Source organism: Marinobacter shunpengi, assembly GCF_045449695.1.
Classification (GTDB): Bacteria; Pseudomonadota; Gammaproteobacteria; order Pseudomonadales; family Oleiphilaceae; genus Marinobacter.
Genome location: NZ_JBJJKZ010000013.1, coordinates 165,007 through 184,827 on the forward strand (window position 1 = coordinate 165,007; position 19,821 = coordinate 184,827).

Sequence of the window (19,821 nt, forward strand, 5' to 3'; positions counted from 1 at the left end):
CGAACAGGGAAGACGCTGTGTTTGAGAATCGAAAGACCATACAACTCCCCGCGGATACGCCTCCCCAGCTCATGGTGGTCATTGATACGGAGGAGGAGTTCGACTGGAACGCAGATCCGGATCCGAAGGCTACCGCGGTCACCGCAATGGACCATATCCATCGGGCGCAGGATATTTTCAACGAGTATGGCATTGCGCCCTGCTACGTGGTGGATTACTCCATTGCCAGCCAGGAACGCAGCATAGCACCCCTGAAGTCTTTCCTTGAGGCCGGCCAGTGTGAAATCGGTGCCCATCTGCATCCCTGGGTCAATCCGCCGGTGGAGGAATCGCTGTCCCGCTCCAACATGTACCCGGGCAACCTGCCCGAGAGCCTGGAACGCCGGAAGCTGACGGAGCTGCGGGATACCATTGCGGATGCCTTCGGGGCACCGCCCCACATCTATAAGGCGGGTCGCTACGGCTATGGTCCGAACACCACGGCCATCCTCAATGACCTGGGTTTCGACATTGATCTGTCCATCTGTCCACCACTGGATGCCAGGGGGGATGGCGGACCGGACTACCGTTACGAAAACGCCTGGCCGTTCTGGTACGGGCCGGAGGACAATCGGGTTTTGGAGCTGCCGGTGACTGGCGGCTTTGTCGGGGTGGCTGGTGGGTTATCACCCCCCGTTTTTGATCTGGCCATGGCGTTCCGCAAATTGAAGGCACCGGGCATCCTGTCACGGCTCGGGATTGTCGACCGGTTGATGCTGTCGCCGGAAGGGTTCCGGTCGTCCGAGCACATTAAGCTGACCCGCGACCTTTATCGTCGAGGGGTACGCACCTTTACCTGGAGCTTCCACAGTCCCAGTGTGGTTCCGGGCCATACCAGTTACGTGCAGGATGAGCAGCAGCTCCAGGAGTTTCTGGACTCATTCCGGCAGTTCTTCGATTTCTTTTTTAACGAATTGGGTGGGGAGGCTTCGTCTCCCACCCGGCTAAAGACGCTGATGGAGAAGTTTGCATGAAAGTGCTTGGTATTTCGCCACTGGACAAGGACGCCACGGTCTCGGTTGTCGAAGATGGCCAGATCCTGTTTGCCGCTGGCGAGGAGCGATTCTCCCGGGTAAAGCAGCAGGATGGTTTCCCGCAGCTTGCCCTTGAGAAGGCCCTGGAGTACACCGGCAGTAAGATGAGTGATTTTGACCTGGTGTGTTACCCGTTCCTGAGCTGGGAGAATGAGGCCAAGCTTTTCACGCAGAACCTGGAGGACGAACGCGAGTTTATCCGCAGGTTCGAGCCCGCCGACCTCAACCGTCAGGTCAAGGAAGCGCTGACCCGGGTGCCGGATCGCAACGAACCGATCCATGGCCTGGAACACCCGAACGCCATCATGGAAAAGGGCTTCCTGCACAGCTCGTATTACTCCATGGCAGGCGCCCAGCGCATTGCTTCCAATAATGCCGCCCTGAAAGGCTCCCGACACTGGGGGGAGGAGGCAACGGCGTCCTTCCAGAAGTGGGAAAAGGCCCTGGAGAGCGGATTGCAGCGAATGGGCTGGGACAAGCCGGTCAAGCGGATGGAACACCACCTTTCCCACGCGGCCAACAGCTACCTGTGCAGTGGTTTCGACCGTGCTCTGTGCATCACACTGGACGGCTATGGATCGGGCCTGGCCGGTTCCGCCAGCGAGGCGCGGGACGGCAAGATCCATCGGCTGCACGGTATCAGCTATCCCAATTCCCTGGGGACGCTCTACGAGCATGTGACCTCCAGCCTTGGCTTCAAGCCCAGTCGTCACGAAGGCAAGATCGTCGGCCTGGCGTCCTACGGTGACCCGGCCATCCTGGGCGATATCCTGTTGGATCGTATCCAGCAGGAACCCGGGGACTACCGGATCTATGAGGCCAACAACGTCTATTTCTCCCGTTACCTGGCGTCCAAGTTCCCGAAGATCGATGTGGCGGCCGCCTACCAGCATGCCCTGGAAGTGGTGGCCACCAACTATGTTCGCTACTGGGTGGAAAAGACCGGCATCGATACCGTGGTGCTGTCTGGTGGCGTCACCGCCAACGTCAAGCTGAACCAGCGTATTTTCGAGCTTGAAGGGGTCAACCACATCTTCGTGTACCCGAACATGGGCGATGGCGGTTGCGGCACGGGGGCCGCCCTCTATCACAGCTGGCCGGGGGGCGTGAAGGATTCCATCACCAGCGCCTACTTCGGACCCGACTACAGCGATCGAGAAATTGAGGCCGCCCTGGAGGCGGAGGGACTGTCGTATACCCGGCCCAACAACCTGGCAGCGGAAGTGGCGGCGCTGATCCACAGCGGCGAGGTGGTTGCCCGCTTTGACGGACGCATGGAATACGGCCCCAGGGCCCTGGGTAACCGTTCGATTCTCTACCATGCCAGTGAGCCGGAAGTGAACCAGTGGCTGAACAAGCGTCTCGGGCGCACCGAATTCATGCCATTTGCCCCGGTAACCCTCTATGAAGCCCGGGAAAAGTGCTACCACGGGATTCGCGGTGCCGAGCACAGCGCGGAATTCATGACCATCACCTTCGACTGCACCGATTTCATGCGGGAGAACTGTCCGGCAGCAGTTCATGTGGACGGCACCGCCCGACCGCAACTGGTGCGCCGGGAGGTGAACCCGGGGTACTACGATATCCTCAAGGAGTACGAGAAGATCAGCGGCGTTCCCAGCCTGATCAACACCAGTTTCAACATGCACGAAGAGCCCATCGTGAGTTCGCCGTCGGATGCGATCAGGGCTTTTGTGCAGGGCGCGCTGGATTATCTGGCTATTGGACCGTTCCTGGTCAAGCAGCCCAATCCGGTCCACTGACCTATTTACAGCGGGCGGAGCACGGCGCTGATGACAGCAGACAAGCTGGAAGTTAGTCAGGAGCCAGTCGTCACCCCGGAGCAGCTACGGGAAGAGTGGGAAGACCTGGAAAGCCGGTCGGCTCCCACGGTTTTCCTGTCGTGGCAGTGGCTGGGGCACTGGCTTGAGGTGTACCAGCCCGATGTACGGGTGTTGCGGGTTCTGGAAGGAGGCAGGCTGATTGGCCTGGGGATGGTCGTGACATCGGATGAGCGCCGCCATGGTGTGTTGCGATCCCGCTGCCTGCGTCTACACCAGACCGGGCACAGGGTCCTCGACCAGATCTGGATCGAGTACAACGGCTTCCTGGCGGAACATGGCCGTGATCGTGATGTTTCTGCCGCATGCCTGGCGTTCCTGGAACGTCAGCGGGATATGTGGGACGAGTTCGTGGTTGGGGCGATCGATGCCGACGAGGCCGATTTCTACGCCCGGACCATGGGGTTGCACAAGCACATCCGGTGGGAGGCGCCCTGCTATGGCGTCAACCTGAATGCCCTGCGCCGTGGTGGACAGCATTACCTGGATACGCTGTCCCGCAATACCCGGTATCAGATCAACCGGGCACACCGGCTGTACGAAAAACGGGGCGACGTAGAGCTGGTCCGGCCGGACAGCGTTGAGGAAGCGCTTGCGGTGTTCGACAGTATCGGCCCCCGTCACCTGGAGCGCTGGGGCAGCGGTCCGGACCAGAGTGGCTTTGCCAATCCGGATTTTGTCCGCTTCCACCGGTCACTGATCCGCAGCCAATGGGCCGAGGGGGGCGTGGATCTGGTGTCGGTACGGGCCGGGGATGATGTCATCGCATCCTTTTATAACCTGCTTCACAACCAAGTGGTGTACTTCTATCTCGGTGGCATGATGACGGAGTCGGACAACAAACTGAAACCCGGGCTGCTCGGGCACAGTCTGTGTATCGAAGACTACCGCCAGCACGGTTTTCACTACTACGATTTCATGGGCGGGGATGAACGCTATAAGTCGAACCTTGGTCAGTGTCATCGTCAACTGGTCCAGATTGCCCTCCAGCGGCCTCGCTTCAAGCTGAAGCTTGAGAACGCGCTCCGGGAAGCCAGGAACCACTGGCTCGGGGAGCCGGGAGCGGGCTATGGGCGTTGAGGAGAAAATGATGTCGGGCACGGACGATGTTGAGGTCGTCTCGACAGGTCTCAGGGAGGCCCGGGCCGCGGGATGGGACGACTATGTCAGTCGGCACCCGGACGGCACCGGCTACCACCACCTGGCGTGGCTGGAGAGCATCGCCTCGGCCTATGGTCATCGCCCCTGGTGTCTGGTGGCGCTGTCTCCGGGGGGTAACCTGTCTGGGGTGATGCCCATTTGCGAGTTTCGGGTGCCGTTGCTGGGGGCTCGCTGGGTGTCCTTGCCCTATTGTGACCTGGGAGGGCCGCTTGCCAGCAGCCAGACGGCCGAGACCGCGTTGCGTGACCGGGCCCAGGAGCTGGTTCAGCAACGTGGCGGAAAGGGCCTGCAGCTTCGCTTACCGGGAGCCGTTGTTGAAGGGCATGAGGAAGAGGCTCTGGCGAAAGTCAGCATGCTCTGTGATTTGCCGGAAACCAGTGAGGCCCTGTTCAGCAGTTACAAGCCCAAACTGCGAAGCCAGATCCGCAAGGCCGAAAAGAACGGCCTGCGGGCGGAGGTGCAATCCGGTCCGGAGGCTATCCGTCAGTTCTATCGTGTGTTTGCCATCAATATGCACCGCCTGGGGTCGCCGGTACACAGCCTGCGCTGGTTCCTCGACCTGCAGGCGGCATTCGGGGATCGTATGAAGGTGGGGCTGGTGTTCCTGGACGACAGGGTCGTCGGTGCCGGGGTTGTTCTCGTGAACGGCGTCAGGGCCAGCATTCCCTGGGCCTCCACCCTGGCCGAGTACAACCGGCTGGCACCCAACATGCTTCTGTACTGGGCACTGCTGGCCGATGTGACCGACGCCGGCTGCCGGGTTTTCGATTTTGGCCGTTCCACCCCCGGCGAGGGCACCTACCGCTTCAAGAAACAATGGGGCGCCAGGCCCCACGAACTGCGTTGGCTCGACATGACGCCGGATGGCCGCCCGAGCCCTGAAACCGTATCGTCGGGCCAGGCCGGCAGGTTGCGGGCCACGGTTGAATCCCTCTGGCAGCGAATGCCGTTATCCGTGGCAAACCTTCTGGGGCCACCGGTAAGGAAGTACATCAGCCTATGACGACCCTGATGTTGCTGGTGACGGTGACCAGCCTGCTGATCCCCGCCTACGTTTATGCGGGCTACCCATGTGCCCTGTGGTTGCTGACCCTGGGGCGCACCGGGCCAAACCATCGTGTCTGGGAAACCCGGCCAACGGTGGCACTGGTGATTTCCTGCTACAACGAAGCCGACGTCATCCGCGACAAGCTCGAAAATGCCCTGGAGCTGGATTATCCCCGGGACAAGCTGACCATTGTGGTGGTATCCGACGGCTCCGATGACGGCACCGACGACATCGTCCGGGAGTACGCCCTGATCGGTGTCAAACTGATCCGGCAGGAAGGCCGGCTGGGCAAGACCATGGGGCTGAACCTGGCCATGGAGCAGTTGTCCTCGGAGATCACCGTGTTCAGTGATGCCAACGCCATGTACGCCCCCGATGCGATTCGCAAGCTGGTCCGCAACTTTGCCGACGAGCAGGTGGGGTACGTGGTGGGTGCAGCGCTCTACACCGATAGCGACAGTGGCGCCAGTGCCCACAACGAGAACCTCTACTGGCGGTATGAACTGGCCATCAAGGCCATGGAGTCCCGCCTGCATTCCGTGGTGGGCGGCGACGGGGCCATCTATGCCATTCGCTCGCATCTGTGGGAACCGCTCCAGCAGAAGGACATCAACGACTTCGTCAATCCGCTGCAGATCATCGCCAGGGGATACCGGGGCATTTTTGATCCGGAAGCCCGCTGCTACGAGGAAACCGCTGGTGATTTCGGGCGGGAAATCGCCCGCAAGGAGCGGATCGTCAATCGCAGCATTCGCGGGCTGATGCGGGTCAAGAGCGTGATGAACCCCTTCCGGGTGGGCCTCTTTGCCTGGGAGGTGGTTTCCCACAAGCTGCTGCGTTGGCTGATTCCTCTTTTCCTTCTAGTGGGCGCCATTGGCAGCCTGTTACTTGCGCTGGCGGGTTACGGGGTGTTCCAGTTGATCGCCGCCGGCGTCCTGCTGGTGCTGTTACTGGCCGGAGTGGGGCACCTTGCCTCCGACAGGAATGCCCTGCCGCTGTTTATCTCGGTGCCCTACTACTTCGTGATGGTGAACCTGTATGCCCTGCGGGGAATTGTGAAAGCCCTTCGGGGTGAAACCCAGGTGACCTGGAACAGTGCCAGGCCGGGGCGGGAGCAGGACTGATGTCGAAGTTTGCGCTGTTGTTCCTGTTGATATTCTTTGGTGGCATCTTTGCGGCTTTGTTTTTCAGTAGCGCTGCCGCATTTTGGTTATACCAGCTCGTCTATCTGTTAAATCCGGATGACCGTTGGTGGGCGGCGGCCATTCCTGGATTGCCTTATTCCTTCGTTGCCTCGGCGTTAATGCTATTCGTTATGATGCTCAACTATCGGTCGTTGACGTCGGTTAGCCCTTGGTCTCGTCATCCGTCGTTCAAATGGATTGTCATTCTTCTTCTTCTATATGTTGTGGCTTTGGGTTATGCACTTGCTCCCAATACACACCGGATTTTCCTCGTTAACTTCATCAAGCTGATCGTCATATTTTTTGTTGCTTATAAGCTGATTAATGATGAAAAAAAGCTGGATATTTCGCTGTGGGTGTATTGTATTGGCTCCACTTATGTGTCCTATCTTATTTGGGGGACGGGGCGGAATGCCAGTGGCAGGGTGGAAGGTATCGGATTTGCTGATGGAACCGATGGTAATGGCGTCGCTGCTGTCTTAGCTCCGCCCTTGGTTCTCTTGCTCTACTACTTCTGGCAAGGATCAAAGAAGCTCAAATTGCTGTCTGTATTCTGTGGAGCGCTGATCGCCAATGCGTTGGTGCTGATTAACAGTCGGGGAGCCTTTCTTGCAGTTGCATTGAGTGCCGGAATTTTCACCTGCTTCATGATCTTCTCCAAATGGCAGCAAAAGGGCCAGCGCGCAGCAGCCGTGTTTGTAATCGTTGTAAGTGCGGCAGGTGCTCTTTATGTGACCGATGATTTGTTCTGGGAACGAATGGGGACACTCAAGTCTTTCGAGGAAGACGAGGGGCGAACCAGCGGTGCTTATAGGATGCAATTTTGGTGGGCCACGTTTGATATGGTCGGGGACAACCCGTTTGGAATGGGCATATCCGGTTATAACGTACTGAGTAGGACTTATATACCTCCCGAATTTATGGGGGATATGACGTCGCGATCGGTTCACTCAAGCTGGTTCCAGTTGTTGTCGGACGTTGGTTGGCCTGGTGTTGTTGTTTTCTTTTTCTTGTTTGTAAGCCTCGCATCAACGTCCAGGAAAGCCAAAAAATATGTGTTAAGCCAGGAAAATCATAACCATTATTTTAAGATATTGGCTATCGAATGTGGCCTTATATCCTACTTTATAGCTGCGACCTTTATTGATCGGATCAGGGCTGAGGCTTTCTGGTGGGCCATCCTTTTTGTGATGATTTCATCTAACGTTTTTTATCTTAAGTTCCAAGAAGCTAGAGGTGACATGTTGCGAACGAAAGGACGCGTGATTGGGGGTGGTTCAAGTGGGTAAGATGCGCATACTTCAGTTTATTACACCCTCAGGATTCTACGGTGCTGAGCGCTGGGTTCTTGCACTGGCGAATAATATTGATCAAGACAATATCATTTGCGATTTGGCTGTGACACAGGAGAGCGATAAACAGGATCTGACGGTTGCCGAGCTTTACCCAAGAGAAGCAGGGGAAGTTCACTATCTGTCCATGTCGGGAAGGTTTGACATTCAGGTGGTGGACAGTCTGGTGAAGGTTATCAAGGACCGCCAGATCGAGATCGTGCACACCCATGGATACAAATCCGACATCCTTGGATTAATAGCCGCTCGTAGGGCAGGAGTTAAATGCCTCAGCACTCCTCATGGATTCTCTGGCGATGTTGGCTTCAAACTGAAGGCATTTATCCGCATGGGTACCTTTATGCTGCGCTATTTCGATGCGGTTGCGCCCTTGTCCGAGGAATTGGTCGATAATATGGCCGATTTCAAGGTGCCGGCTCGAAAAGTCCATTTTATCCGCAATGGCGTGGATCTGAATGAGATTGAACTTAGCCGGGACATGGGGAGTGAGGCGCCACCTTCGGTTGTAGCTGATGACAGGGTGGTCGGCTTTGTGGGCCAATTGATCCCCCGTAAAGGCATTTCGGAGCTGCTGGAGGTGTTTGACGGGCTTCATCGGGATGATCCTGCACTTAAGCTCCAGATTCTGGGGGATGGTCGTCAACGTGCAGAACTTGAAGCTCAGGCGGCGGCGATGCCAAGTGCCGATGCCATCGACTTCCTTGGCTTCAGGCCAGATCGACTGGAACTGGTGTCCCGGTTCAGCCTGTTTGTGATGACCTCGACCCTGGAGGGCATCCCGCGCTGCCTGATGGAGGCCATGGCCTTGGGCGTTCCTGTGGCAGCCTACGATATCCCGGGGGTCGATCAATTGATTGAACACGAGGTGACTGGACTGCTTGCCCCCTTGGGCGATCAGAGGGCTCTGAAGGACTGCTGCCGACGACTGCTTGAAGATCCAGAGTTGGCTGGAAAGCTGGTAAAGGCAGCCAGGGAAAAGATTGAAAGTACCTACTCATCTCGACGTATGGCCTCTGAATACCAGTCGTTGTTTGCGCACCTGACAGGTCGAAATTCTGTTGCATCAGTGCGATCTGCGGACGGGGCAGGCTGATATGTGCGGAATAGCGGGATTTTGTCGAACTGCAAAAACCTTGTACCCAGATGCCCATCGCGCCTGGGTGACAGCAATGGGCGAATCCATTCGCCATCGCGGACCGGATGCCGGGGCTGTGTTTCTGGATGAAGGCGTTGCCCTGGCGCATCGCCGGCTCAGCATCCTGGATCTGAGCGATGAAGGTAATCAACCCATGGTTTCTGCATCGGGTCGATATGTGATTGTGTTCAATGGCGAGATCTACAACTTTCAGTCACTGCGCATGGAGCTCGAATCGGAGGGTGTTCGTTTTCACAGTCGCAGTGATACTGAAGTGCTGCTCGCTCTGTTCGAGAAGCAGGGGGCTGAGTGCCTGCATGAGTTAAATGGCATGTTTGCGGTTGCCATCTGGGACAGGGAGGAGCGTGCGCTTTTCCTGGCAAGAGATCGTTTAGGCAAGAAACCGCTTTACTATTACCATGCCGATGGGCAGTTCGTATTCGCCTCTGAGCTCAAGGCATTGATAGAAATGCCGCTGGTTAAGCGAGAAATTCGACCGGATGCTGTCAAGGATTTCTTCGCCTATCAGTACATACCTGATCCGAAAACCATCTACCAGAATACCTATAAGCTGGAACCGGGCCATTGGCTCAAGACGGATGGTACCAGTGTTCAAGTGGCCAAGTACTGGGATGTGTCTTTTAGCAATATCAGCTCGCGTTCCCAGGGTCAGATTGAGGATGAACTTTATGGTCTGATTGATGATGCTGTCCATCTGCGAATGGTGAGCGATGTGCCGCTGGGAGCCTTCCTGAGCGGCGGAGTCGACTCGAGCGCTGTCGTGGGTTTGATGGCATCGCATGCGGATCAGGCCGTAACCACCTGCGCAATCGGGTTCGATTCGAAAAAATTTGATGAGGTTCAGTACGCTCGCCAGGTAGCCAGTCAGTTTCAAACCAGCCATTACGAGTTCACGGTAAAGGAGCGGGTGGCGGACAGCCTTCCATATATCGCCCGTTTCTTTGACGAGCCGTTTGCCGATCCCTCATTCGTGCCAACGTTTTTCGTGTCGCAACTAGCCCGTCAGGAAGTTACGGTCGCTCTTGCGGGCGATGGTGGTGATGAGAACTTTGCGGGTTACAGCAAGTATCGAACAGATGCCGTTGAGAACCGTTTACGCTCGCTTTTCCCTCTTCCGATAAGACGCTCTTTGTTCCCAATGTTGGCATCAGTGGCAGCGGGGGTTCCCGGGCGGCTTGGGGGCAAGGCCCAGACTTTGTGTCAGACACTGATGAGACCCGCTGATGAAGGCTTCTACCTGACCAACTGTTTCTTCAGGCCATGGCTATGGGATCAACTGGTCAACGACAGCTTCCGAAAGTCGACTGATGACTATGATCCTGCGGATACCACTCGGCGCCATTTTGAGGCTGCGGATACCGAGGATCACTTGTCCCGAATTCTCTATACTGATATCAAGACTTACCTGCCCGGCGACATCCTGGTGAAGGTTGATCGCATGAGTATGGCGAATTCCCTGGAAACCCGGGCGCCGTTGCTGGATTATCGGGTGGTTGAGTATGCCGCCACCATTCCGTCAGCCCTAAAGCTCCGGCAGAAGGAAAAGAAGTACATCCTGAAGAAGGCATTCTCACGAATGCTTCCGGATGACATCCTTTACCGAAAAAAAATGGGGTTCTCGGTGCCGTTGGCCAGTTGGTTGAGGCATGAGCTGTATCCGGTGGCAAATCGCCTTTTGACGGACCAGGATGGTGGGTTGTCCTACTGTTTCAAAATGTCCCGGGTCGCAGAACTCTGGCAGGCTCATATTAACGGGGATGATCGCTATACTCAGGAGCTTTGGAGTATGGTGGTCTTTGGTCTTTGGTGGCAGAGGTATGCGCCATGCTAGGAAGCCGAGGCCGTATCCGCTCAATGGATACCCTGAGAAGCGTCGCCATCCTGATCGTGGTGTTTGCGCACTCGATTCTTGGGTTCGGTTCGCCGCCGCTTCTTGCGCCTTTCCAGCTCGGAGGCATGGGGGTGGATCTGTTCTTCGTCCTGTCGGGCTGGCTTTTAGGAAGCCAGCTTTTCAAGGAAATGGAGAGTGGTGAGATAAACGTCCAGCGGTTCTGGATCCGGCGCTGGATGCGGACACTGCCGGCCTATTATGTGGTGCTCCTGTACACCATGGCGCAGCAAGTGCTTACGAAAGAGTCTCCAGCGACACCCTGGACGTATTTTTTCTTCCTCCAGAATTACGATTATCCACTTGAGATATTTTCAGTCAGTTGGTCTCTCGCAGTCGAAGAGCAGTTCTACCTATTCATTGCACCATTCCTTGCATTTACGATTTATTTTCGCCCGAATACACGGTTGGCAATGTTACTGTTGATCTTCATCCTGCCGTCCGTATTTCGGTATTTCGAATGGTACGGAACCACCTCCGAGACTCATGTTCGACTCGACTGTTGTATTATGGGGGTGCTTCTGGCTTGCCTTAAATACCAGCACCGGACAATCTGGAATCAGATGCTGAAGTATTCCGGGCACATGGCACTACTGGCAACGGGCTTCTTCATACTTTACTTCTATCAGCGCTTTTTTCCGCTGAGTTGGCTCGACGAGCCGGGGTTCGTTGCCAGGGCTTTGATGTTTGGAGCTTGGGTGGTGTATGCGAATTCCAGCCCGAAGGTAAGCTGGAACCTATATTTCCCCGGGGCAAATTACGTGGCCACCAGGTCCTATGCTATTTACCTGCTGCATCCTGATGCTATTGCCATTGCTAACAGGCTGCCCATTGAGCTGCCGTTTGTCGTTTACCTGTCGTTGGTGCTTGTGCTGTCGGCATTAGCCGCCGAGGCATTGTACAGGGCGGTGGAGCTACCCTTCATGAATATGAGATCCAAGGTCCGGCTGGCAACTTGAGCTTGCGGAAAGGATGAGGCAAAGAGTGACATGACGGCTCGCACCAGTACACCAAGGTCGGTAAAGAAAGTCTTCCTGGACGCTTTTTTCCTGTTATTGGCGTTGGCGGGTATGGCGTTGATGCTCATCAATGCTTACGGCTTGACCCAGCCGATACGGAAACCGGGTCTGGGGATCAACGACCATGACCAGTTGAGATTTATTCCAGAGGAGGTCTGGTCTTACGAACAAAGCCTGGAAGCTATTGACCAGTTGGGGGGAGGGTCGACGAGGAGCCTGGTCGGTCAAGCTAATCGTGTTGTTAACCAGAGTCTTATCCATATCGACTGGGTAGATGTCGATCCGAAAGAGTACCGACAACTGGTCCCAATATGGGAGAACTACTTCCTGTGGGGCATTGGCAAGTTTTCTGGTCTGCCCCAGTTTGAGCGCTACCACTATGCCAATTACAAGCGCAATATCCGACGGGGCATAGGAATCTGTGGTGATGCATCCACGGTGCTGTCCAGTATTCTCGATAACCATGGAATTGAAAATCGTATTGTATCCTTCCATGGCCATGTCATCGTTGAGTATGAGGACAAGGAAGGAAATCGTTACCTGGCAGATCCGGACTTTGGTGTTGAACTTGAAGGTAATCTGGAGCAACTGGTTCGAGATCCGGACAGATTCAGGAAGCACTACTCTGAAGCTGGCTATCCACCTGACGAGGTGGACTATCTGTTCAAGGCCTATGAATCCCGTTTTGCCATATTCGACGACACCTACCATTTCATGACCAAACGCTACATCTTTGAAGAAGTCAGCTATATCCTGAAATGGCTCCTGCCGTTGGCCCTGCTGGCTTTTTCCGGTATTTATTTCCTGTGGCGCCGTCGCGCCCCAAAGCCCTGATTACTGGACTGATCGTTTTATGGGCAATTTTGTGTCAAAGCTCAATATCCTCCATGTCACCTTCAATATGGGCGTTGGTGGGACGGAGCAGGTTATTACCCAGCTGGTCGAGAACGGCGATCCCCAGCGGTTCCGTCAGGAGGTACTTTGCATTGATGGGGAGGTCGGTCCGATGGGGCAGCGGCTGGCAAACCAGGGAATCAAAGTGTCGGCTTTGCGCCGGCGACCGGGTATTGACCTGAGACTGGCCCGGGACCTGCGCCGGCGGATCCGCGAGGGGGATATCCACATCGTGCATTGTCACCAGTACACCCCTTACTTCTACGGCTGGCTGGCGGCCCGGATGACCCGGGCCTTGGTGGTCTTCACCGAACATGGCCGGTTCCACCCGGACCGGTATCGGACCAAGGCCAAATGGCTGAACCGGTGGATGGCCCGGACAACCGCGGCGCTGGTAGCCATTTCCCGGGCCACGGCCGATGCCCTGGCGGAGTATGAGTTCATGCCGAGGCGCCGGATCCAAGTCATCTACAACGGCATCCAGGGCAAGACGGTAACCGAAGACCAGAAGCGATCCCTTGCCGGCGAGCTGTCCTTGCCCAAGGGGGCTCGGGTGTTGTGCATGGTGTCGAGGCTGGATCCGATCAAGAACCACAGCCTGGCCTTGCGGGCCTTTCAGGCCCTGTGCGACCGGCTCGACAACCTGGTCCTGGTGATTGTGGGGGATGGCCCCGAACGTGCCGCCATCGAAGAGCAGGTCAGGGAACTGGGCCTGTCGGAGCGGGTTCGTCTGGTGGGGTATTCGGCGTCCCCTGAGAAGTACATGGCCCTGTCGGACCTGTATCTGTTGACCTCGTACTCGGAAGGCACCTCCATGACCCTGCTGGAGGCCATGAGCCTGGGAGTTGCGCCGGTGGCCACCGATGTGGGCGGCAACCCCGAGATCATCGAGCATGGAAAGAGCGGCTGCCTGGTGCCCAACGATGATCAGCCGGCCCTGGTTGAGGCGCTTGCCGGATTGCTGGAACGGCCCGATCAGATTGACCGTATGGCCCGTGAGGCCCGTGAGGCTTTCGAGGCCCGTTTTTCGGTGGCCACGATGGTTGGGGAATACAACAGGCTTTATAACAATGTGGCGGGTAGCCGGGCATGAAAATAGCGATCCTCAGGACCGATGGCAGCGACGTTGACCATCGTCAATACAACAGCCAGGAGATCGGGCTCGCACGGGGCCTGACCAGCCAGGGCCATACCGTCAACATCATTACCGCCGGGGGAGGTTCGGACAATCCTCCGGTGGAAGTGATCGACAGTCAATCAGGCAGCCCCATTACCATTATCCGCACCGGCTACCGCCGCATTCCCGTGCTGGAATACGGTGTCCTCACGGGCCTCTGGAAGCTGCTGCGCAAGGGGCAGTACGATCTCGTTCATGTCAGTGAGGAGAACAACCCCGCCGCCACCATGGTGGCGTTTAATTGCCGCCGACTGGGCATTCCCTATGTGATCTACCACGGCATGTACGTGGTGCCCTCCGGTCGCGCCAGAACCTGGTATGACCGGCTGCATGGGTATCTGCTGGCGCCGGCCATCCGCCGCAACGTCCGCGCCTTCCTGGCCAAGACCACCACCGCCCGCGACTTCCTCCGGTCCCGGGGGATCAACGACGTACAGGTATTGCCCGTGGGGCTGGATACCACCCGGTTTGAAGCCATGACCGAGTCCTCTCCCCATGAAGGAATGTTGCAGGAACTGAGATCCCGTTATTCCCGGATCCTGCTGTACGTGGGCAGGCTGGAGCAGCGACGCAATCCGATGCTGCTGGTTGATATAGCCGCCGCCATGCGTGATGACACCGCGCTGATCCTGGTGGGCAACGGGCCGATGGAAGAGGCGGTCCGTCAGCGCGTGGCTGAACAGGGGCTCGACAATGTGATCATGACCGGGGCCCTGGGGCAGGAGGAGTTACCAGCCATTTACCGCCATAGCGACGTGTTCCTGTTGCCCAGCGACTACGAGATCTACGGCATGGTATTGCTGGAGGCTCTCTATTTCGGCGTGCCTTGCGTGACAACCGCCACTGCGGGTGGTATCGACGTCATCGGCGGCAACCAGGCGGGTGAAGTCGTCCGGGGCCTGGACCTGGACGACTGGGTGGCCGCCATTCGCCGGATTGGTGAGCCGGGCGCGGATACCGGGTACCGGGATCGGCTGTCGGCCCTGGTGAGGGACAGATTCTCCTGGGAGCAGATCGCCATTCGCTACCTGGAGCTTGTTTCGGATGAAAGGGGAAGGACATGTTAGGAACACTCAGGAAGATCAAACACGAGTTTCTGTCACTGGAGGGCTTCTACGGTTTCCTGAGTCACCTGCCAGGGCTCAAACGGGGGCGCTCCCATGACCTGGACAGGGAAGTGGTGGTCAGCATGACCTCCATCCCCTGGCGCTTCGAAAAGCTGCATGCGGTTCTCATGAGCCTGCTCTGGCAAACGGTGCGCCCGGACCGGGTTGTCCTCTGGCTGTCGGAATACAATCAGAAGGGGGAGAAGGTCATCGACCCCGAAAACCTGCCGGCAAACCTTCGCCGGATGCAGCGCAAGGGGATTGAGATCGCGTTTGTCGATGACATTCGCTCCTACCGGAAGCTGCTGCCGTCGCTGGAACGCTACCCGGACGCCATTATCATCACCGTGGATGACGACACGCTTTACCCCGGTAATTGGCTTGAAAAGCTGCTGGCCGCTCACAGTGACCATCCCGAAGCGGTTGTGTGTTACCGGGGGACCAGAATGCTGGTGCAACGGGGTAGCCTGGCGCCGTACATCCAGTGGCCGGAGTTCACGGAACGCAATAAACCCAGCTATCTGCTGTTTGCCCAGGGGTGCGAGGGCATACTGTACCCCCCTGGCTCCCTTCATCCCGAAGTCCATAACCGGGATGCTTTCATGGAGCTGTCCCCGACTGCAGATGACGTGTGGTTCAAGGCCATGGCGCTCTACAACGGCGTGCCCCATGTGAAGATTACTGAAAGGCACCAGGATTTCCCGCGTACCTGGGGCAGCCAGGCGGAAGATCAGTCACTGCATCATGTCAATAATACGCTGGGTCATAATGATCGGCAGGTGGCTGCGGTGTTTTCCCGCTACGGATTAATAAGCCGTCTGCAAGATGTTAGCCAGGCTTAGTCGTTTCATCCGGGATGCCTCCGCGTATTGGAGTGATGGTCATTGGTACTAATTCAGATAACCAGCCATCATTACCATGTGTCGGATGAACTGTAAGCCTCTAGTAGTCTATTTCAAAGGCAGTATTCAGTGAGGTTGGAGTGGGCAGTCTGAAAGGCAAGCGCATTGTAATGGTCAGCCTGATACCTGACGCAGGTCACCTGAAAAGTCTATTTCTCATCCTGAAGAACCTGGAGGATGCTGGCGCCGAGATTTACGTTCTGGTGCCTGATGAAGCGGAGATCCAGGCACGAAGTTTTGGTTTTCCCTATGAGTTGATTGGCCCGGTAGTGCCGGAAGATGGGCGCCAGTTTTTGCAGGTTCTGTCTCGGTCCGGAAGATGGAAGCATGTGTTCTTTACACATCTGGAAGCGCAGAAACGCTACTTTCTTACGCTGACCTATAACGGATTGCAGCATCGGCGATACATCATGGAAAAACTGAAGGGGTTAGGCTGCGACGCACTCCTCTGTGATCCCCATATCTTTCTCGAGGAGTATGGCCTGATGGCGACGGTGCTGAAGGTCCCCCTCATTGTCCATGAGGCCACGGGAACGCTCTACCGGTTGCAGGACCGGCGGGCTCACTTGGAAAAACGCTCATGGAGTGGCGAGTTGTTGGAACGATTCGCGTTGCAATTCATGCCGGCCTGGCACTATCGCTTTAACAAGGTATTTCGCAGACGCCGGTTCAAGGCCTGGGGCGATATGAGCCGGTTCGTTAATGAGCACAGGGCGTCCTATTCCCGGGCCAGGCCAGGTGCAGTCCATAGAATAACGACGGGGACGGCTAACATCGAAAACAAGTACCTGTTTGGTGGAGCCCAGAACTCGGATCCATTCCTCAGACTTGGCTCCCTGGATCCGGAGTCAGACTGGGGCGCCGGTCAGAGTGTGATGGATTGGCTTAGTGGTTGTGAAGACAACAGCGTGGTTTATCTTTCCTTTGGTACTCTGGCCTCGCCGCCAGACCGACTCGTGCACAGGATCATTAATCACATACGGCTATTGGGAAAGCGTGTATTGGTGGCTGCCGGAACCCGTTCTGAAGGAACAAGACGAAAATGGGAAGATGACAGTGTTCGTTGGGTGGATTGGGCTCCCCAGGCGTCGGTATTGGCCAGTCCAAAGGTTACTGTATTTATTAGCCACATGGGGGCAACCAGTTACCGGGAAGCGTTGTGGTTTGGCAAGCCGGTGCTGGGTATCCCGTTGCTGTGGGACCAGTTCTATTGCGCGTGGGCGGCGGAATCCCTGGGCGTTGGGCGTATGATTCGGACATTCCGGATCAGTGATAATGATCTCCATGAGGTCATTTCTGACGTTTTATCCAATATGGGCTTTGTGGCCAATGCAAGGCGATTGTCGGAGGAACTCAAAGCCGAAAGCGGCGATGAGCATGTTGTTCGTTTTGTTAACGATGTTCTGGCCACAGGGGATCGTTCTTCTGACGCATCGCGTATGGTGCCACCGGAACACCAGCCGATATAACGCTCTTGTACCTCTATCCCGATTTGTGGAGTATTCGCGCCCAGAGCCCTCTCACTATATTGCCCAATGTTTTCAGGGCAAATGCCCCTTCATCATAACGTTGGTATACCGTAACCAATATCAGTAGGAATGCGGGAATGAACAGGCCAAAGTAAAGCACGGCTACTGGAAAGACAGAAAAACTGTTGAGCTCTATGGCTAGTCGGGTTTCTACTTCCCCAGTCAACCACGCAGCCAGTATCGCCAGCAGGATAGTTGGTGAAATCAGGGCCGCGAGGCGAAGAATCCGGATTCCCGTGCAGTACCGTAGAAAGGCAATTATGCCTAAGACAAGGCCTACTGCGAACAGTGAGCGTACCTCTATGAAGTGCCGAATTTCCAGGTTGCGTGACAGAAAGAGGGCAGTTGTCAGCATCACAAGGCCAATGATCTCGAAAATGAAGAGCGCCTTGACTCGCCCCAGCGACATAATGGCCTGATTGATTATCTGGCCAAATGCGATCGTCGCAAGCACGACCGCCAACGGTGGTAGCATCGGATAGGCGATGGCCCACTCTGGCCCGAAAAAGAAGTTGATGATGTGATCAGGGAACCACCACATGAAGACCACGATCGGCATGATTATCGATGTGATCACGAAAATCGCCTTTGATAACTGCTGGTTGAACTCCTGGAGGTCGTCCCGGACCCGGGACAGTGATGCCAGCAGGGGTTCCACGGCGGGGCCGATGATGTCCGTGCTGGGGAGCACCGAGAGATTCTTGGTCATGTAGAACGCCCCCAACTCCTGTGCCGAGAAGAACTTTGAGATCAGCAGCGAGTCCATCTGCGATTTGCTGAATCCCACGCTTGCCCGAAACAGTATCCATTTCGAAAAGCGCCACTGGTTGCGCCAGTTGGCCAGGCAGGGCCGTGGACGAAACGGGTGGATCAGATAGGAACCCAGGCAGAGCACGCTGGCGGAGGTAATATCGCCAATGATGAGGGCCCAGTAGGATTCAGTGGTGAGGGCAATGGACAGGGTGACCGTGAAGGCACAGACCTTCTGGGTGATCATGACGAAGAAGATCCGGCGATAGTCCAGTTGCCGTTTGAGGGCAATAAGCCCCGGGCTTTTCAGGGCGTTGATCAGCAGAATCGACGAGGTGGCATAGAGTACGGGGACCAGGCGCTGGTCCTCGTAAAAGTCAGCGATAAAGGGAATCGCGATCACCAGCAGCAGGAAGATGGCCGACTTGATGATCAGGTCGATCGTCCAGGCGGTGGACAAGTCCGAGGAGGCGACATCGTCTTTGTGAATAATATAGGACTCGCTACCGGTGGCGGCCAGTGTCTCGCAGAAGTACAGCAGGAGGGCTGAAATGGCGACGATGCTGAAGTCGTCGGGGGTCAGTATCCTGGCGAGCACCAGAATGCTGACCAACCCGATGGATCGCTGGACGCCCTTTGCCATCAGGAGAAATGCGGAACTCTTGAGCACCCGGTTGGCGGTCGTCGACATGGATGGCGGTCAATGGTTGAGAGAGTGGCGATCACGGCAATGTGATCAACGAGTCATGATCTGGGAGTGTCAGATCCTCCGGCTACCGGGAGGGATGATATAACCCGATCGATGTCAGCGCACTTTTTATATGGAACTTTATAATGGCGAGGCGCTCGTTGTCAGGCCTGGGAATCCGGATCCTGCCCCCCGTCAGGCGCACGGCCTGTTCCCGGAATCCGGCCCGGTCGGGCGGGGCCAGTTCAAAGTGATAGTTGGTCAGATCCGTCTGCTGTCGTGTGCGGATGATCGGCTCCCATTCGCTGGCAAACTTCTCGCTACCCGTCGCTGCTGAAACAAAGGCCCTTGCCTGTTCATAGACATCATACATGGACACGTCGTCCGGCCGTTTTCTGGACTTGGTAATGGACTGGGGGCGCTGGCGATAGAGATAGGTGCCCTTGCGTACGGTCTTGATGGATTCCGCCAGGGCAACGGCGCAGATGGTGAAGTAGTTGTCTTCCGATACGCTCTTGCCGGTGTAGTGCCTCAACCCAATCCCATGGATGAACGCGGACCTGTAGAGCTTGTTCTGGGTGAGCCCGGTGGAGGTGATCAGGGGAGCCTTTTCGTCGGGGGTGGTGAGCAGGGCGTCGCCGGTAACACCGACATTGCGGGAGTTTTTACGACCATCGGGCCAGTACTCCAGCACGTTCCCGGTTACCACGATATCGGGTTTTTCGGGAGAAGTGCTGGAATAGAGTTCTTCCAGGTAGTCGTCGCTGACAACATCGTCCGAGTCAATAAATGACAGGTACTCGCCGGTGGCGCTTTCGATGCCGAGATTTCTGGCAGAGCCGACACCGCCGTTCGTCTTTTCGATCACCCGGAACCTGGGATCCCTGTCAGCCACTGCCCGGAGAATATCCCGGGATCGATCCGTAGAACCGTCATCCACGCAGATAACGTCAATATCATCCAGTGTTTGACGACAAAGGCTGGTCAGTGTTTCATCCAGACATTCCTCGGCGTTGAAAACCGGTACCACCACACTGACTTTGGCCATTCCTC

16 protein-coding genes are annotated in these 19,821 nt (G+C 56.4%); 14 read left to right on the forward strand and 2 right to left on the reverse strand.

Annotation, left to right across the window (positions count from 1 at the left end; translation table 11 throughout):
* Window positions 1-17 precede the first annotated feature (17 nt).
* From ACJO2E_RS10030 to ACJO2E_RS10095, 14 genes are all read left to right on the forward strand, one after another.
* Window positions 18-1,013 (forward strand): polysaccharide deacetylase family protein, encoded by a 996-nt coding sequence (locus tag ACJO2E_RS10030; RefSeq protein ID WP_406963735.1) that lies wholly within the window; start codon window positions 18-20, stop codon window positions 1,011-1,013.
* Entirely contained in the window at window positions 1,010-2,836 is a 1,827-nt protein-coding gene (locus ACJO2E_RS10035) for a carbamoyltransferase family protein (RefSeq protein ID WP_406963736.1), read from the forward strand. The genes ACJO2E_RS10030 and ACJO2E_RS10035 overlap by 4 nt, the downstream gene beginning before the upstream one ends.
* A 30-nt stretch (window positions 2,837-2,866) precedes the next feature.
* The gene (locus ACJO2E_RS10040) at window positions 2,867-3,994 is read left to right on the forward strand and encodes a GNAT family N-acetyltransferase (RefSeq protein WP_406963737.1); all 1,128 of its coding nucleotides are present in this window, start codon (window positions 2,867-2,869) and stop codon (window positions 3,992-3,994) included.
* A gap of 10 nt (window positions 3,995-4,004) precedes the next feature.
* A complete protein-coding gene (locus tag ACJO2E_RS10045; protein WP_406963738.1) occupies window positions 4,005-5,078 on the forward strand; it encodes a FemAB family XrtA/PEP-CTERM system-associated protein in 1,074 nt (357 codons plus the stop codon).
* On the forward strand, window positions 5,075-6,247 hold the full coding sequence (locus tag ACJO2E_RS10050; RefSeq protein WP_406963739.1) for a glycosyltransferase family 2 protein: 1,173 nt from the start codon (window positions 5,075-5,077) through the stop codon (window positions 6,245-6,247). The genes ACJO2E_RS10045 and ACJO2E_RS10050 overlap by 4 nt, the downstream gene beginning before the upstream one ends.
* A complete protein-coding gene (locus tag ACJO2E_RS10055; protein ID WP_406963740.1) occupies window positions 6,247-7,596 on the forward strand; it encodes an O-antigen ligase family protein in 1,350 nt (449 codons plus the stop codon). Before ACJO2E_RS10050 ends, ACJO2E_RS10055 begins: the two co-directional genes overlap by 1 nt.
* A gap of 1 nt (window position 7,597) precedes the next feature.
* Window positions 7,598-8,752: a glycosyltransferase family 4 protein gene (locus ACJO2E_RS10060; protein WP_406963741.1), complete on the forward strand. Its 1,155-nt coding sequence runs from the start codon at window positions 7,598-7,600 to the stop codon at window positions 8,750-8,752.
* Between the two features lies 1 nt (window position 8,753).
* The gene (asnB, locus tag ACJO2E_RS10065; RefSeq protein WP_406964130.1) at window positions 8,754-10,646 is read left to right on the forward strand and encodes an asparagine synthase (glutamine-hydrolyzing); all 1,893 of its coding nucleotides are present in this window, start codon (window positions 8,754-8,756) and stop codon (window positions 10,644-10,646) included.
* Window positions 10,647-10,669: 23 nt separating this feature from the next.
* Window positions 10,670-11,662 (forward strand): acyltransferase family protein, encoded by a 993-nt coding sequence (locus tag ACJO2E_RS10070; RefSeq protein ID WP_406963742.1) that lies wholly within the window; start codon window positions 10,670-10,672, stop codon window positions 11,660-11,662.
* A gap of 30 nt (window positions 11,663-11,692) precedes the next feature.
* Complete coding sequence (locus ACJO2E_RS10075) at window positions 11,693-12,556, forward strand: hypothetical protein (RefSeq protein WP_406963743.1); 864 nt, start codon at window positions 11,693-11,695, stop codon at window positions 12,554-12,556.
* Window positions 12,557-12,575: 19 nt separating this feature from the next.
* Entirely contained in the window at window positions 12,576-13,709 is a 1,134-nt protein-coding gene (locus tag ACJO2E_RS10080) for a glycosyltransferase (RefSeq protein ID WP_406963744.1), read from the forward strand.
* The gene (locus ACJO2E_RS10085) at window positions 13,706-14,860 is read left to right on the forward strand and encodes a glycosyltransferase family 4 protein (protein ID WP_406963745.1); all 1,155 of its coding nucleotides are present in this window, start codon (window positions 13,706-13,708) and stop codon (window positions 14,858-14,860) included. Before ACJO2E_RS10080 ends, ACJO2E_RS10085 begins: the two co-directional genes overlap by 4 nt.
* Window positions 14,854-15,741: a glycosyltransferase family A protein gene (locus ACJO2E_RS10090; protein ID WP_406963746.1), complete on the forward strand. Its 888-nt coding sequence runs from the start codon at window positions 14,854-14,856 to the stop codon at window positions 15,739-15,741. Before ACJO2E_RS10085 ends, ACJO2E_RS10090 begins: the two co-directional genes overlap by 7 nt.
* A gap of 140 nt (window positions 15,742-15,881) precedes the next feature.
* Window positions 15,882-17,270 (forward strand): glycosyltransferase, encoded by a 1,389-nt coding sequence (locus tag ACJO2E_RS10095; protein ID WP_406963747.1) that lies wholly within the window; start codon window positions 15,882-15,884, stop codon window positions 17,268-17,270.
* Window positions 17,271-17,283: 13 nt separating this feature from the next.
* Here the strand turns inward: ACJO2E_RS10095 and ACJO2E_RS10100 are convergent, their stop codons facing one another.
* Window positions 17,284-18,771, reverse strand: a complete 1,488-nt coding sequence (locus ACJO2E_RS10100; protein WP_406963748.1) for an oligosaccharide flippase family protein — start codon at window positions 18,769-18,771, stop codon at window positions 17,284-17,286.
* 82 nt (window positions 18,772-18,853) lie between these two features.
* A complete protein-coding gene (locus tag ACJO2E_RS10105; RefSeq protein WP_406963749.1) occupies window positions 18,854-19,816 on the reverse strand; it encodes a glycosyltransferase family 2 protein in 963 nt (320 codons plus the stop codon).
* Window positions 19,817-19,821: the final 5 nt, after the last annotated feature.

Coding starts and splice junctions, on each gene's coding strand:
- ACJO2E_RS10045 (WP_406963738.1), top strand. CDS start 4,005: ATGTCGGGCACGGACGATGTTGAGGTCGTCTCGACAGGTCTCAGGGAG.
- ACJO2E_RS10040 (WP_406963737.1), top strand. CDS start 2,867: ATGACAGCAGACAAGCTGGAAGTTAGTCAGGAGCCAGTCGTCACCCCG.
- ACJO2E_RS10060 (WP_406963741.1), top strand. CDS start 7,598: ATGCGCATACTTCAGTTTATTACACCCTCAGGATTCTACGGTGCTGAG.
- ACJO2E_RS10050 (WP_406963739.1), top strand. CDS start 5,075: ATGACGACCCTGATGTTGCTGGTGACGGTGACCAGCCTGCTGATCCCC.
- ACJO2E_RS10085 (WP_406963745.1), top strand. CDS start 13,706: ATGAAAATAGCGATCCTCAGGACCGATGGCAGCGACGTTGACCATCGT.
- asnB (WP_406964130.1), top strand. CDS start 8,754: ATGTGCGGAATAGCGGGATTTTGTCGAACTGCAAAAACCTTGTACCCA.
- ACJO2E_RS10035 (WP_406963736.1), top strand. CDS start 1,010: ATGAAAGTGCTTGGTATTTCGCCACTGGACAAGGACGCCACGGTCTCG.
- ACJO2E_RS10090 (WP_406963746.1), top strand. CDS start 14,854: ATGTTAGGAACACTCAGGAAGATCAAACACGAGTTTCTGTCACTGGAG.
- ACJO2E_RS10055 (WP_406963740.1), top strand. CDS start 6,247: ATGTCGAAGTTTGCGCTGTTGTTCCTGTTGATATTCTTTGGTGGCATC.
- ACJO2E_RS10080 (WP_406963744.1), top strand. CDS start 12,576: ATGGGCAATTTTGTGTCAAAGCTCAATATCCTCCATGTCACCTTCAAT.
- ACJO2E_RS10105 (WP_406963749.1), bottom strand. CDS start 19,816: ATGGCCAAAGTCAGTGTGGTGGTACCGGTTTTCAACGCCGAGGAATGT.
- ACJO2E_RS10100 (WP_406963748.1), bottom strand. CDS start 18,771: ATGTCGACGACCGCCAACCGGGTGCTCAAGAGTTCCGCATTTCTCCTG.
- ACJO2E_RS10075 (WP_406963743.1), top strand. CDS start 11,693: ATGACGGCTCGCACCAGTACACCAAGGTCGGTAAAGAAAGTCTTCCTG.
- ACJO2E_RS10070 (WP_406963742.1), top strand. CDS start 10,670: ATGGATACCCTGAGAAGCGTCGCCATCCTGATCGTGGTGTTTGCGCAC.